This is a genomic window from Lentilactobacillus kosonis (assembly GCF_003864335.1).
In the GTDB taxonomy this organism is placed as follows: domain Bacteria; phylum Bacillota; class Bacilli; order Lactobacillales; family Lactobacillaceae; genus Lentilactobacillus; species Lentilactobacillus kosonis.
On the sequence record NZ_BEXA01000005.1, the window covers coordinates 43,087 to 58,172 of the forward strand.

The window sequence follows — 15,086 nt, forward strand, 5'->3', positions numbered from 1 at the left end:
CATAATTGTTACAAATATTTTGTTGGAGGATCAATATGCATACGAAAAGAATGCTTCACGTGTGTCTTACGTTTCTAGGCACGCTAATTTTCGCACTTTCAGTCACCGCCCAGGTTCACCCCAAGGCCGCTTCGACTATCATTCCTGATATTTCTGAATGGCAGGGAAAATTGACAAGCACAAAGGTCGCCAATCTAAAGAATCAAGTCTCATTTATAATTAACCGACGTCAGTATGGGGCTAACTACCAGGATAAGTATGCAACTAGCAATACTAATCTGTACGTAAAATACGGGGTTCCCTTTGGCGAATACGACTACGCCACTTTTAACAGTACTAGTAGTGCTAAAAATGAGGCCAGAACGTTCTACGCCAATTCAAATAAGAATGCCAAATTCTATGTCCTTGATTTTGAAGAAAATGACGTTAGTTCAGGAACCCCCAATGCTGCAGTTAAAGCTTGGTACAATCAAATGCGCGCCCTAACGAATAAAAAGCTGATTTTTTATTCTTATCAGTCATTTGCAACCAACTATGCTAATTCAGCTCGACAAACCTTTGACGCTCAATGGATCGCTAACTATTCGTCTCGCCCAACCATTGCCACCGATTTATGGCAATACTCTAACAAAACATATGTCCCTGCCCTAAAAGAATCAATCGATGTCAGCACTATTCTTAATTCAAGCAAACCTATCTCTTGGTGGGTTGGAAGTACTGAACTCCACACTACCCCAGTGACTGCTGGATATTATCAAACGTCCTTGCCAAAAGTAACCACCACCAAAGCAGTTTACTTATACAACTCTCCAACCTTCACCACCGCAAATCGCGGAACTAAAGTCGCCATTGGCACGGATATTACAATCAGCAGTATTCGACAACGCTCAACAGGATCATACTACTTTGTGACATCTAACGGCCAATACATTACCGCCAACAAAGCATACGTTGCGGGTTAACGGAGGATTATAATGAAATTATCAAAAATTACAGTTGTTGCTACTCTTGCTTTAATTTTAACCGGTTGTTCAACTAACCAAAGTAAACCATCAAAAAGTTATCAAAATGAATCCAAAGCTGAACTAAATTCCAAGGCACCTAGCAAAACCTTAAAAACTACCAATCATTTCACATCACTTACTAAGCAGATCGATAGTAAGTTCAACCATATGTTGTTACCTCAACTTAGTGGCATGCCCACAAATCAAATTGTTAATGCTAAGGCTACGGGGACCGCAAAGCACGTTAAAATTGCCTATTCATTAGATAAAAATAACCTACCATTAAACTCACCTAAACTATCTAATAAGATTTACGCAACTTTGACTAAAACAACATATGGTACCTCAACTGCTGCCAAACAGGCAATCAGTTTTCAACCTGCCAGTTCAATCAGTGGACTACCAAAAATAAATCTTGGTCATTCAATTACTGGTCGGACTCAATCAGGTGCCGGTCAAGAATACATTTCTTGGAATGAAGGACGTTGGTCAGTCTCCGTTCACGGTAGTCGGGTTAATAATAATAACCCTAAAGGAACCGCTGTGGCTGCGGTTAACATGTTTGAAAAGTATTCTTTACCCGTTCCAGAAACAGTTGGTACGGTAGCCTTATTCGCTGGAGACTCGACTAATTTAAGTCAGACCATTACCTTCCAAAAGGGGAATCAAGTGTATACACTTAAAGCCAATACGGTTGGAACTGCTATTAAGATGGCAGCTAGTATGAAATAGTTCCTTTAATTAACCTGCATCCAATATAACTGGATACAGGTTTTTTAGAATTGAATTAATTTTCTAAAATATCCTTGAACTGGTAGCGATTTCCATGGAATAATAACTTCCTCGAGGTGTAAAAGATGATATATGTTAGCGTTATAATTTTAATAATCTTGCTATATATTGTGCTAATTGGATTAGCTACCTATATCCAACTTAAGCGCCATAAAATTCGCAATGATAATAGCAAGAAGCAGCCTTTTGTGTTTTCAGATAACCACCGGATTGATTTAGAGTCAGCCACTACCTTTAAAGCTGTATTTTGGGAGAACTTCAAATCCCACTTAAAGTCACCGCTATCATTATTCAGATAGCTCAATAGATGTTCTCGCAATCCTAATTCACGACTGGTTGCAAGAACATCTTTTTATTCCCAATGAATTTCTTAATCGCATTGTTCTGACTCTGTAATCTTATAGTAATTAACTTCCGTTACAATTGGCACTTGTAATTATTTAAAGTAGAGGATATTTAATCAAACATGAATTTTAAAAAAGGCATCATTTTGTTAACCATCATCTTCAGTATCAACATTGGTACCGTGATGGCCCCCATATTCACTAACTCAGTCACCACTGCCCAAGCGAAAAAGAAAAGCCCCCGTGGCAAAGCTTATGTTACGAAACACCAATTCAGATTTCGAGGCGTGGTTAAGTACCATGGTAAAAAGTGGACTTACTATTCTGGTAGTCGATTCGCTGATGGAACGCGAAATCATGGTGGCTATGACAAAACGGTTATGTAATTGTTTCTGCTCCTCGTTCATACAAATTCGGGACTAAAATCAAAACTCCACTTGGTTGGGGCGTAGTCCATGACCGTGGTACTGCTATGACTAGGTATCATTTTGATGTCGTTATTTAATATCTAAATCCAATATAAAAAGAGCGTCACTGAGTAAATTATCAGTGACGCTTCTTTTAATTTAACCGATTTGTTTTAATTTTTTCACCAGGTTCAGTGGTAACTAATTCTAAATTGAAGCCTTCAATTTCATAATCACCAAAATTAGACGGAATAATAAAATGATCACCCTTATTCAGCCTCGAATTATGACCATCCTTAATAAATTCACCTGAACCATCCACCACTGATACTAATGTGAATGAATCTTTTGGCTGTGTTCTTGAAATAGTTTTTCCTGATTTCAATCTTAGCCGAGTAATAATAAAGTCTGGCGAATCAATTAACTGCGTCTGCTGGAAATTATCTTCTTCAGCTGTTTCTGACTTAATAACCGGTTCTGTAAAAGGAACTGTTGTGACATCCATGGCCTTATCCAAATCCAAAGACCGTTTCTGACCCGTAGTTTGCTCGATTCGATTAAAGTCATATAGTCGATAAGTTGTGTCAGAACTCCGTTGAGGTTCCAATACGACCACTCCAGCTCCTAGTGCATGAATTGTGCCTGATGGTACATAAATAAAGTCCCCTGGTTTGACAGCCTTGCGTTTAAGTAGCTTTTGCCAATTTCCAGTCTGAACCATCTTGCGTAATTCGGACTTAGTTTGCGCCGTGTGGCCATAATAAACGCTTGCTTCGGGCGTGGCTGATAATACATACCAACACTCAGTCTTGCCAAGTTCCGTTGGTCCTTCATGTTCCTTAGCATAGGCATCGTTTGGATGAACCTGAATTGATAGATCAGCATGTGCGTCCAAATTTTCACCATTAACGGAAATGGTTTCGCAGTATCCATATCTGCAAATAGCTCTGGATGATTTCGCCACACATCAATGAGCTTAACTCCAGCAAATTCCCCGTTGCCTATCGTCGTTAATCCATTTTTGTGTGCACTGATTCCCCAAGCTTCACCTGTTTTGGGTGACGGGATATCATATCCAAATTGCTTTTGTAGCTGATCACCGCCCCAAATTTTTTCATGCAATACTGGTACCATAAACAGTGGTTCATTCATCATTCAACATCCCCTAATTAAAGTCTTTGGTTTAACTCCTTGCCAAGTTCCTCAAACCCAGGCTTTCCAAGCAAAGCAAACATATTGGTCTTGTATGCTTCAACTCCTGGTTGATTAAACGGATTAATTCCATTCAAGTAACCAGAAATCGATACTGAAATTTCAAAGAAATAGATTAGGTATCCCAGCGTATATGCTGACTGATCAGGAATATGAACGCTCATATTTGGTACGTTACCGTCAGTGTGAGCTAAAGTTACCCCTTCAAAGGCCTTGGTATTGGCAAAGTCCATTGTCTTACCTTCCAAATACTGCAAGCCGTCAAGATTTTCAGTCTCTTGAGGAATATCCATATCATGATTTGGTTGATCAACCTTAACGACGGTCTCCATCAAATTCCGTAATCCTTCTTGGATATATTGACCTAGTGAGTGTAAATCAGTTGAAAAGTTAGCCGATGATGGATAAATGCCCTTTGATCCTTGCCTTCTGATTCACCCATTAATTGTTTCCACCATTCAGATAGATACATCATGTTAGGTTCATAATTTTCAAGCAGCTCAGTTGTATAGCCCTTGCGATACAAAATATTCCGATATGCTGCGTACTGATAAGCTTCATTTTTAGTTAAATCAGAATTGGTATATTCAGTTGCCGCATCAGCTGCTCCCTTCATTAAGTCATCAATATTGGCTCCAGAGACCGCGATTGGTAATAAACCAACTGGGGTCAAGACTGAGTAACGGCCACCAACTCCATCCGGAATTACAAATGATTCATATCCATGAGCATCTGCTTCTTGTCTTAAAGCTCCCCGTTGCTTATCAGTCGTGGCGTAGATTCGTTCACTAGCTCCATCTTCGCCATACTTGGCAATCAACTTTTCTTTAAAGATTCTAAAAGCAATCGATGGCTCAGTGGTCGTTCCTGACTTAGAAATCACATTAACTGAAAAATCTCGATTACCGATCAAGTTAATTAGATCATACACATAAGACGAACTAAGTGAGTTACCAACAAAGAAAACTTGTGGAAATACACGCTGATCGTCCGGCACATAATTAAAGAAAGCATCATGCAAAAAATCAATTGCCATTTTAGCCCCCAAATACGAACCGCCAATTCCGATGACTACTAATACCTTAGAGTCTGACTGGATTTTCTTAGCTGCTGCCTTAATACGGTTAAACTCATCCTTATCAAAATCCTTAGGTAAGGTTAACCAATCCCGAAAATCGCTACCAGCACCAGTACCTTGGCGCAATTCTGTATCTGCTGCTGTTACCATTGCTTGCATTTCGCCTAATTCATTGTCATGAACGAATTTAGATAATTTTGAACTGTCAAATTTAATATGAGCCACTGTTTATCTCTCCCCGTTTATTTTTTATTTACCGACATTGAGCGCTTGATGTTTTAACTTTGGAAATACATGCCTATCAGCGATTCCCGTAATGCCTCCTTGGAACAAAAAAGCAAAGATGGTTCCTAAACCGAAATTAGTAAATTGCTTAGTGATAGCAAATGCCATAATTGCCATGATTGTTGGTGGAATATATGAAGCCCACATGGCTAAGTTAGCATTACCCTTAAAATACTTAAATCGCAGAATCTGCATCAAATCATCTGCGGGATGCAAGACAACGTTTGCCCGTTGATAAACCGAAATGGCAATTCCAATCAACGCCACCCCAAAAAAGTTAAGTAGAATGTAAAAGATTATCATCCCAGTTGAGTTCGCATCCGGAAGACCGCCAAAAATTGGGTATTTACCAATGAAAAAGTTTTGAAATATTTGAATCAATGCTGAGAATGGCACCATAAAGATTAAGTTTCCTAAAGCTCTTCCCCACTCTAGTTTACCCACTAAAACAGCATTTAATAAAGTCGTTAGCACCCCTAAAATCAAGAACGTCCAAAATAAATTCCAGCCAAATGCCACACTTAAATTGGCTTCAGCAGCTGTCCAATATGCGGATCCTAAATACGATGGATGGATTTTCGCACTTGTTGCTAACGTTAAGACATTTCCCGCTGCATTTAGTAATAACGAAATCGCAAAAAAGGCAATTGATTGAGCTGCTGAGATTGTTCGACCACTACTAATAGTTCTTGTTGCTAACATTACTTCACCCCCGTTAATTTAACTAATTACTTGTTCAATTCCTTTAATGCCATCGCAAAGTCCCCGACAGTTGCTGAACCATTATTCTTAACCAATGGCATGACGATGTATTCATCAAGGTCGCCTACGTCAACGTAATTATTCATTAATTTAGCGAATTCCGACCGGACCTTAATTAGGAATTCTGGACTAACTACCCCGCCGCCAAAAACGATTTTGCCTGGTCTTAAGGTCAAAGTAACTTGCAAGGCTGCTTGGGCTACATAATAGGCCATGATATCCCAAACATGATCAGTTAATGGCACATCCTTACCTGGTTTTCCCAAGCGGGCATCAAAGGTTGGCCCCGCTACTAGCCCCTCAAGACAATCACCATGAAATGGGCAAATCCCATCAAAGTCAAGGTCGTCTGGATGACGCTTTAAGCGAACATGACCGACTTCAGGATGACCAAGTTCCCCAACAAAGTTGCCACCAATAACTGTTCCTGCACCAACTCCAGTACCAATGGTATAATATGTAAGTGAATCAACATGTTGGTTAAACAACGTTGCCATGACATATTCACCATAGGCTGAGCCGTTCACATCCGTAGTAAAGTAAATTGGCACATCAATATCTTGTTTGATACGACCGACAAATCAGTATGAGCCCAGCCAGGTTTAGGCGTATTAGTAATGTATCCATAATCTGGAGCATTCTTTCTTAATTCGATGGGACCAAATGACGAAATTGCAATGGCAGCGATATCGTCAAATTGCTTAAAGTAGTCCACCGTTCTCTGAAGAGTCTCCTCTGGAGTTGTGGTTGGAAATTGAGCTTGATCAATAATCCGATAATCTTCATTACCAACTGCCACGACGAATTTGGTTCCTCCTGCTTCGACACTTCCAAGTAACATAATAATTCCTCCTTAGATAGGTTGTGCAAACGTTTGCATTACTGTTACTATCTACTATAAACAGTTTTTTTTAAAATGCAACCTTTTTTATGGAAAACGGTTACATTTTTTTCTTTTACAAAATTATTTATCAAAGGAACTCACTATGAAATTCATTATTGCTCCTGCTAAGAAGATGGTCACTAATCTTGATGATTTTGAAGTTACTGATCTTCCACAGTACTTACAAGAAACCCAGCAAATCTTGGACTCATTACAAACATTATCTATATCTGATGCCAAATCATTATGGAAAACCAGTGACAAGCTGACCAAAGAGAATTTTAATAACCTTAACCGAATCAATTTACATAATCGATTAACACCAGCAGTGATTGCCTATTCAGGTCTTCAATACCAGTATATGGCCCCAGGATTATTGACCAATCCCGCATTAAACTATCTGCAAGCCAACCTGCGAATTCTATCAGGCTTTTATGGCATCTTATCGCCATTTGATGGGATTGTTCCCTATCGCTTAGAGATGCAGGCTAAGTTAACAGTTGGCACGCATGCAAATCTCTATTCATTCTGGGGTGATAAGCTATACCGGGCTTTAGTCTCTGATGGGCATGAACCAATCATAAATCTCGCATCTCAAGAATACTCAAAATCAATCACCCCCTTTCTGACAGACGCTGATACTTTCATTGATATTGTGTTTGGTCACCTCGTAGACGGTAAATTAAAAACTCGTGCAACTTTTGCCAAAATGGCCCGAGGGGAAATGGTACGGTATGCGGCTGAAAGTCAACTCACTAATGTGAACGATTTAAAGAAATTCAATCACCTAAATTATGCATTTGATTCAACGCGCTCAACGGATAAAAAGTATGTCTTCATTAAAGACGAAAAGTAGTGTTATTCATTGAATGAATAACACTACTTTTTTTAAATTTTCTTATCCAGAATTGCAATTGTACATTGCAGACTTTCCCCCATATACTTTAGCTATTCACAAGAAGGAAACACATTAATTGGAGGTAATACAGATATGACTGTAAAGATTACTGAAGACATGAAATTTAGCCCATCATTCGAATACATCGATAATGGAATCGAACATGGTGTGCTAAGTCCATTTGAAACCAAAGAAGTTATTTTAAAGAAGGGTGAAACCATTGCTGATGGTTTCAAACCTCTCAGTGTTGATATTAAAATGTTAAAAGACGTTCCCGTTAAGCTTCGGGATGGCGTTACAATTTATACCGATATTTACATGCCAGTTGACGCTGACAAAGTTCCTACTTTGATTGCTTGGAGCCCTTACGGTAAGAGTGCCGGAACTGCCCCTCGTTACAAGAACTTATTCACTATGCTTGGCATGGGAATTAAGTGGGAATCAGGACTACCTAAGTTTGAAGGTCCAGATCCAGATTACTGGGTTGCTCATGGATATGCTATTGCCAACCCTGACATGCGAGGAATCGCTCATAGTGAAGGAAACACTACTATGATTGGTACTCAAGAAGGTGAAGATGGTTACGATCTAATTGAATGGATTGCTCAACAAGATTGGTCTAACGGTAAGACTGCTCTTACCGGAACATCATACCTAGCATTCTCTCAATGGTTCATTGCTGCTCAACAGCCACCTCACTTAACAGCTATGAGCCCAACTGAAGGTTTATCAGATGCATACCGCGATATCGCATTCATTGGTGGGATTCCTGACAAGAATTTTCTTGACCGTCTAGATGTTAACCACGTAAGTGCTATCAAAGGTACTAAACGTGAAGATTTAACTCTTGAAATGGATTCTGATCCATTGATTGATGCTCCAGTTTGGCAAGATAAAATTGCTCAACCAGAAAAAATCAACGTGCCAGCATTTGTAATTGCTAGTTATGCTAACACATTGCATACAATGGGTACTTTCCGAGCATGGCGTGGCTTAGGATCAGATGAAAAATGGCTTAGAATTCATGATAGCCAAGAATGGCCTTACTACTATGATAAGGACAACACTGAAGAACTTCGTCGTTTCTTCGATCACTATCTACTAGACAGGGACAATGGTTGGGAAGACACTCCCCAAGTTCGTTACACTGAAATTGACTTCGAAGGTAATAACCAACTTGATATTCCAGCTGAATCATTCCCACCTGCAGGTAGCGAGCTCACTAAGTACTACATGAACGGAATTACTAGAACCCTTCAACCAGCTCCTGAAGCTGCTGAAATCCCAGTTAAGTACTCAGTTGACCTCCCAGGCCGAGCATCATTCCAAATGACTTTCGATAAAGACACAACCTTCGTTGGCTATCCAAAGGTTAAACTCTTCATGGAAGCTGAAGGATATGATGATATGGATGTCTTCGTTCAAGTTCAAAAACTTGATGATCGTGGCAACATTCTTAGCGAATTTATCGTTCCTAACCATGGGGCTGCCCTTCAAGACTTCACTCAAGATGGGGCTTCTGCTCTTCGTTACAAGGGGGCTTGGGGTCGACTTCGCGCATCGATGCGTCATTTAGACAATGATACAACTGACGAAATTCCAACTTACAGCTTCGACCGCGTTGAAAAATTGTCTGACAGTGAAGTAGTTGAAATGGACATCGTCTTAAGCCCAATCGGTTTATCTTATAAGGCTGGCCAAACTCTTAGAGTTGTCGTTGGTGCTAAAAACGAATTAGGATCTGTCATGCCTGGTACACCAGGTGCTGAATCTGATAACAAAGGATTCCACATCATTCACACTGGTGGCGAACATGCTTCATACATTCAACTACCTTTGATGAAATAATATTTTAGGTTAATATGTTTATAGCGACTGAATTTCTCAGTTGTTATAAACATATTTTTTATGGAGAAATAAATCTATGAAACTAACAACCTTACAATATTTCGTGGCAGTCGCAAATGAGAAAAGTTTCACCAAAGCAGCAGATGAACTATATATCTCCCAGCCAACTCTTAGTCGCAGAATTCAGGAACTTGAAACTGAATTAGGGGTTAAATTACTACTTCGTCAAAGTCATACCCTCGAATTGACTAAAGAAGGTGAACAATTTTTAATCAGAGCCGCTGAAGCACTAGAAAAGATTGACGACTTATCACATATGTTCGATAATCACGATCAGGACGCGGCCAGCGTAGTAAAAATCGGATATTTGGCTAACTTTAACTTAAGTATTATGTATCAACTTCTCAATGAATTTAAATCCAGCTATCCAAAAATTCAATTCATTCTAAATGCTGATACACCCTTGAACCTTGTCAATGGTTTGGACGATGGTGAATATGACCTAGTATTTAATTTGGATAATTACTTTCACGATTTAACCAAGATTACTAAAAGTGAATTTCTTAAAAACCGACTGCAAATTGCCATCCCCTTGACCAATTCATTAAGTAACCAAGAAGTACTCCACTTCGCTGATTTAAAAAACGAAACGTTCATCCTCCTCGAACGTCAGCAATCACCAGTTATCGTTGACTACGTCATTAATTTAGGATTACAGAATGGCTTTAATATTAAGGCCAACTACTACGTTAATAATCTCGATGAAGGGTTATCGATGGTTTCAATGGGGAAAGGATTAGCTTTTCTATACTCTGGCATGAATGACGGTCAACTAGAATCCAAATACCATATTAAGATTGCCGACTTAGCTGGCTCATCCCCAAATCAAGATATTGTCATGGCAATCAATAAAATTACTGCCACAGATACAACTAAATCTTTATTGGAATTTATTCAAAATAAATTAACTAATTAACTACTTGCCGAACTAATCGACAAGTTTTTTATATTTTAAATTTTCCAGTGCTACAATTAATGCATACTAATTAGACACTAAAGTGGGGATTGATCATTATGGAACAACCGTCGGACAACCATCATTGGAAAGTTAATTTAAGTTACCTAATCGTAGCTCAAAACTTTTTTCTTTTCGGCTCTTCAGCCGTGTTTTTCGCAATTCTGTGGTATATCGCACTGAAATCTTCTTCTGGGACCTGGATGATGTTAACAACTTTAGCCACTTCCTTACCACAAATCTTAATTTCACTATGGGCCGGTACTTGGTCGGATCGGTTCAAACGCCGAGATTTATTAGTACTCGCCAGCATTTTTACCTCAGTCTTCACAATTGTGATTGCTATTTTTTATTATTTTTGTTGATCGCAACCTGTGGTTATTATTAGCGATTGCGGCAATTCGCTCGTTAGGGAATGGAATCTCAACGCCAGTCGCTAACTCCCTCTTACCAGAATTAACGCCTAAGTCACATCTAACTCAAGCGAATGGGATCAATCAGACCGCTAATTCTATCCTGCTACTAATCTCACCACTAGTAAGTGGTTATATCTTAGGAAACCTCGGGATTATCTACGTTTTTGTCATTGATTTGATTACTTCCATTGGTGGGATTGGCGTTCTATTACTAATCAAGGAACCAAACGTTAAAAAGATGCAGCAAGGTGAGGTCAAGGGGTCATTAACCCAAATCACTAAAGGGCTGAAATATACCTTTGATAATCGGAGCTTAAGCTTGTTAATGCTATTCACCGTAGTTGGTTTTATCTTGATTGCCCCATCATCACAATTATCCACGTTATTCGTTAAGCGAACCTTTGGGACTAACGTCTGGTTATTAACATTTAATGAACTATTTTGGACAATCGGCGCTGCTTTAGGTGGGATTTTCATTTCACTTCACTCAAAAATCGATAACAAAATTAAGTGGATTACTTTAGGGTTTATTGGATCAGGATTCTGTTTTGCCGCGATGGGCGTTGTAAAACCATTTTGGGTTTACTTAGTCTTTATGTTCGGCTCTGGAATTTGTATGCCAATCATTCAAGGTACTACCAACATCCTCATCCAAGAAACCGTTCCTACTGAATGGATGGGCCGAGTCTTTTCAATTCTACAAATCGTATCGACTGGAATTTACCCAATCGCCATGTTATTCTTTGGCCCACTTGCAGACGTTGTGGCCATCAAATGGATTCTAGTGGTAACCGGAATACTTCTAGTTGTTGCAGCTATTGGCTTCTATGGCCGTTTCAAATCAAAACAATTCTACATTAATTAAAATAAAACGTGAGTAACTAACGAATTATCGCTAGCAACTCACGTTTTTATTTAGTCAAAATTTGAGTAATTCCTGATTTAAATGAAGTAACCTTAAAATCTGGAAATTTAGTTTTGAACTTATCCGACAAAAAGATGTTATCAACTTGGTACCGAGGCATCAACTCCATTGATTCTTTCAATGCTGGATTGAATCGACTTCCAAGCTTGAACATCCATAATTTGATCACAGAGTACTTAATCTTCTTACCTAGTACTTGTTCAGAAAGGTCAATCATTTCCCGATAGGTGATTCCGTCTGGAGTTGGCAAATGCCAAGTCTGGCCATAAGCAGAATCGGTATTGCCAATCAATGCCATGGCTCGACTAGCATCTGGAGTCCAAATCAATGTTCGCACTGCACTATCACTAACTGGAATAAAGACTCGCTTGCCTGCTTTAATTCGATTAAAGACCATTGAATTAGTAATGCTCTTGGTGTTATCGGGGCCGTAAAATTCTGGTGCTCGACAAATAACGATTGGTAATTCACCCTGCTTCATTTCATCTACTAAACGTTCTGCCATTTTTGCTCGAACCGTTGACTTACGACCCTCACGAAGAAGTGGGCTATCCTCAGTCTGGGGGCGTTGCATTCTTAGGATACATATAGGTATTATCAAAAAACACTAGTTTACTATGAGCCTGCTTACTAGCTTTGATGACATTATCTAGCATCCCTAAGAATTGCTGCTCCCACATATCTGAATTCATCGGTAATCCTGCTGTGAAATACACGATATCACTACCGTCAATCGCCGCTACCGTTTCATCATAATCAAGTAAGTTAGCAGCGACCGTTTGATCAGTTGGGTGAATCTGTTTTGGATGACGATTAACTAGGCGGAGCTCCTTAGTATAATTTTGATACAACTCCTCAGCCAATTCATGACCGATTTGGCCGTTACTTCCTAGAATAGTTTGCATTTGTTTCTCCTTTTCGTTTAACCGTTTAATCTTTTGAACCATAAATTCAAAAAATTATTTAACTTCTTTAATCAATAACTTAGCAACTGAGCGAGCTGAAAATGGATTTTGACCAGTAATCAAATGACCATCTTGAACCGCAAAGTCTTTATATGCCCGTTTTTGTTTGAAATTAGCGCCCCGTTTTTCAGCTTCTTCTTTGTTGAAGAATGGCACAACCGATTTTTTACCAGCTAACATTTCTTCACTCTTCGTGAATCCGGTGATAGTTTGCCAGCAATTAAATAGTGGTCACTTTCATCTTTGATATTTAATAGACCGGCAATGCCATGGCACACTGAAGTAACGTAGCCATTTTGTTGATAAATTGCCATTGCAATTGACTGTAACTCCTTGTCATCTGGGAAATCCCACATCACCCCATGACCGCCAGCGTAGTAAATCGCGAAATAATCATCAGGATTAACCTCGCTAGGACTTAGTGTCTTACTAAGCGCGCGAGTTTTAAAATCGGGCGTTTCGTAAAATTCCATAATCGATTCATCAACATACTTCATGCTTCGAGGATCTAGAGGAACGAAACCACCTTTGGGACTAACGTAGTCCACTTCGACACCAACCTTTTGAAGTTCTTCGGCAAATTCAGTTGACTCACCAAGCCAAAGCCCGGTTGCATCATGGGTTCCAGCGTATCGAGTAACATTGGTTTCTACAATTAGTACTTTTTTCATTCTCGGCCACTCTCCTTAACGATTGTCTTAACATTACTGATCAAGTCTTGTAACTGATTGATTTGAGTTAAATCATGAGACAAGTAATAGTAATTCTTAGTTCCCTCACTCCGACACTGAATTAAATTTGCCTGCATCAAGATTTTAATATGATGCGAGATTGCTGGACGGGACAGATTAGTCGCATCGGTTAAATCAATGACTCGTAATCCTTGGATGCCATTTTCCGCAGCCATCAGTTCAATCAGAATTGCCTGCCGCTTTTCATCCCCTAACGCGACCAAAAAATCGCTAAGACCAGTTAATTGCTTTTGAATTCCGCTTAAATCTTGCATAGTCAGTTTCCTTTGGTTTAATATTTTAAACCATTAAACCATTAATTATTTTACTTGTCAAACAATTTGGTATTCTACAAAAAACCACCACTATGGATTGCTCCTTAGCAGTGGTCAGTGTTCGTTATTTGAATGTTGAAAATAAGTTAATGAATTCGTCAGATACCATTTTAACTTCCGGTTTAATTGGAGCAAATGATTTATCAATATCGATAAATTCATGATTTTCATCAAACATTTCTTTTGAAATAGCCAAGCCAGGGTTAACTGCCATGTTGTACATTTTCAAGCCTTGAGTAACTAATTTCATTGCAATCAATCCCTGAAAACCGCCATGACCGCCATACACCATGATGCTAACTGGCTTATGTTGCCATTCTTCATACAAATAATCCAAAGCATTTTTAATGACGGCCGGATATCCCCAATTATATTGCGGAAATAGCAACACGATTCCGTCATATTGCCTAATCAATTTACTCCATTTTTTGGTGTGTTCTTGTTGGTAATTACCCATAGCCGGAATTTCGGGCTCATCTAAAAATGGAAGATTGATTTTCGCCAGATCAATAATGTCTAATTCCAGGCCATCGTGCTTCATTGATGCTTTCACCCATTCAGCGATGTCGCCACCTATTCGTGTGGGACGATTACTTCCTAGGATAATTCCGACTTTTCTTGTCATTATTAAATTCTCCGTCTAGTTTAATTTATGTGCATATTGCACACAATTCATTCTAAGGTATCTATGCTATAATTGCAAGCATGGAAAACGAAATATTTAAATCACTATTATATATAGTTAACTTTTTCAATAACCCCCAAAACGATAATTTCTTGCTAAAAGAAGCTGGCATCAAAAATGATCCCAATCTACTACCCATTATTGTTAGAATTGGTGCTGCATCTTCAATCAGTGTTGGCGAACTAGCCAGTCAACTCGGCAAAATCATTCTTCAACCAGCCGCCAAGTTGATAAGTTCGAGCGTCAAGGATTACTAGTCACTACTCCTAACTCAAACGATAAGCGAATTAGAAATATCACGTTATCTCCGAAAGGAAATGATATTTTTCAATTGATTACGAAAACTAGGAAAGAAGTTATCGCTCAATCTTTAAGCTCGTTAACTAGCGACGACATCAACACCGTTAACGCAGGGTTAGCCAAGTTAGCTAAGGTTCTAAAAAACATAGATATGAATTCATACAAACAAAAAAGAGACTAGCCTTAAGGCCAGTCTCTTTT

At 39.0% G+C, this 15,086-nt stretch carries 13 protein-coding genes and 5 pseudogenes; 9 read left to right on the forward strand and 9 right to left on the reverse strand.

Annotated features, from left to right (window positions below):
- Positions 1-35 precede the first annotated feature (35 nt).
- From NBRC111893_RS08440 to NBRC111893_RS08450, 3 genes are all read left to right on the forward strand, one after another.
- Positions 36-962 (forward strand): GH25 family lysozyme, encoded by a 927-nt coding sequence (locus tag NBRC111893_RS08440; protein ID WP_125008706.1) that lies wholly within the window; start codon positions 36-38, stop codon positions 960-962.
- A gap of 12 nt (positions 963-974) precedes the next feature.
- Complete coding sequence (locus NBRC111893_RS08445) at positions 975-1,736, forward strand: hypothetical protein (RefSeq protein ID WP_125008707.1); 762 nt, start codon at positions 975-977, stop codon at positions 1,734-1,736.
- Between the two features lie 526 nt (positions 1,737-2,262).
- The gene (locus NBRC111893_RS08450) at positions 2,263-2,526 is read left to right on the forward strand and encodes a hypothetical protein (protein WP_125008708.1); all 264 of its coding nucleotides are present in this window, start codon (positions 2,263-2,265) and stop codon (positions 2,524-2,526) included.
- A 175-nt stretch (positions 2,527-2,701) separates the two neighbouring features.
- On the opposite strand, the pseudogene manA reads toward NBRC111893_RS08450, so the two are convergent.
- The 4 genes and pseudogenes from manA to scrK form a co-directional block, all read right to left on the reverse strand.
- A pseudogene (gene manA, locus NBRC111893_RS08455) lies at positions 2,702-3,699 on the reverse strand (mannose-6-phosphate isomerase, class I).
- Positions 3,700-3,716: 17 nt separating this feature from the next.
- Positions 3,717-5,062, reverse strand: a pseudogene (locus tag NBRC111893_RS08460) (glucose-6-phosphate isomerase).
- A 24-nt stretch (positions 5,063-5,086) separates the two neighbouring features.
- Positions 5,087-5,824 (reverse strand): DUF6198 family protein, encoded by a 738-nt coding sequence (locus NBRC111893_RS08465; protein WP_125008709.1) that lies wholly within the window; start codon positions 5,822-5,824, stop codon positions 5,087-5,089.
- Positions 5,825-5,850: 26 nt separating this feature from the next.
- Positions 5,851-6,725 (reverse strand): annotated as a pseudogene (gene scrK / locus NBRC111893_RS08470) (fructokinase ScrK).
- 145 nt (positions 6,726-6,870) lie between these two features.
- Here scrK and yaaA point away from each other — a divergent pair.
- From yaaA to NBRC111893_RS08485, 3 genes are all read left to right on the forward strand, one after another.
- Entirely contained in the window at positions 6,871-7,623 is a 753-nt protein-coding gene (yaaA, locus tag NBRC111893_RS08475; protein ID WP_125008710.1) for a peroxide stress protein YaaA, read from the forward strand.
- Positions 7,624-7,758: 135 nt separating this feature from the next.
- Complete coding sequence (locus NBRC111893_RS08480; protein WP_125008711.1) at positions 7,759-9,513, forward strand: CocE/NonD family hydrolase; 1,755 nt, start codon at positions 7,759-7,761, stop codon at positions 9,511-9,513.
- Between the two features lie 76 nt (positions 9,514-9,589).
- Positions 9,590-10,489: a LysR family transcriptional regulator gene (locus NBRC111893_RS08485; RefSeq protein ID WP_125008712.1), complete on the forward strand. Its 900-nt coding sequence runs from the start codon at positions 9,590-9,592 to the stop codon at positions 10,487-10,489.
- Positions 10,490-10,646: 157 nt separating this feature from the next.
- On the opposite strand, the gene NBRC111893_RS12310 is transcribed toward NBRC111893_RS08485, so the two are convergent.
- Positions 10,647-10,859: a hypothetical protein gene (locus NBRC111893_RS12310; RefSeq protein ID WP_439957181.1), complete on the reverse strand. Its 213-nt coding sequence runs from the start codon at positions 10,857-10,859 to the stop codon at positions 10,647-10,649.
- A gap of 8 nt (positions 10,860-10,867) precedes the next feature.
- Here NBRC111893_RS12310 and NBRC111893_RS08490 point away from each other — a divergent pair, with 8 nt between their 5' ends.
- A complete protein-coding gene (locus tag NBRC111893_RS08490) occupies positions 10,868-11,809 on the forward strand; it encodes an MFS transporter (protein WP_439957182.1) in 942 nt (313 codons plus the stop codon).
- 46 nt (positions 11,810-11,855) lie between these two features.
- On the opposite strand, the pseudogene NBRC111893_RS08495 reads toward NBRC111893_RS08490, so the two are convergent.
- The 4 genes and pseudogenes from NBRC111893_RS08495 to NBRC111893_RS08510 all read right to left on the reverse strand — a co-directional run bounded on the left by NBRC111893_RS08495 (position 11,856) and on the right by NBRC111893_RS08510 (position 14,525).
- Positions 11,856-12,774, reverse strand: a pseudogene (locus tag NBRC111893_RS08495) (NAD-dependent epimerase/dehydratase family protein).
- A 54-nt stretch (positions 12,775-12,828) separates the two neighbouring features.
- Positions 12,829-13,505, reverse strand: a pseudogene (locus NBRC111893_RS08500) (type 1 glutamine amidotransferase domain-containing protein).
- Positions 13,502-13,840 (reverse strand): ArsR/SmtB family transcription factor, encoded by a 339-nt coding sequence (locus tag NBRC111893_RS08505; RefSeq protein WP_125008713.1) that lies wholly within the window; start codon positions 13,838-13,840, stop codon positions 13,502-13,504. Before NBRC111893_RS08505 ends, NBRC111893_RS08500 begins: the two are co-directional and overlap by 4 nt.
- Positions 13,841-13,964: 124 nt before the next feature.
- Complete coding sequence (locus NBRC111893_RS08510; protein ID WP_125008714.1) at positions 13,965-14,525, reverse strand: NADPH-dependent FMN reductase; 561 nt, start codon at positions 14,523-14,525, stop codon at positions 13,965-13,967.
- Positions 14,526-14,605: 80 nt separating this feature from the next.
- Here NBRC111893_RS08510 and NBRC111893_RS11445 point away from each other — a divergent pair, with 80 nt between their 5' ends.
- Positions 14,606-14,842: a hypothetical protein gene (locus NBRC111893_RS11445; RefSeq protein ID WP_225417713.1), complete on the forward strand. Its 237-nt coding sequence runs from the start codon at positions 14,606-14,608 to the stop codon at positions 14,840-14,842.
- A gap of 74 nt (positions 14,843-14,916) precedes the next feature.
- Positions 14,917-15,066: a hypothetical protein gene (locus tag NBRC111893_RS11450; RefSeq protein ID WP_225417715.1), complete on the forward strand. Its 150-nt coding sequence runs from the start codon at positions 14,917-14,919 to the stop codon at positions 15,064-15,066.
- Positions 15,067-15,086 lie beyond the last annotated feature (20 nt).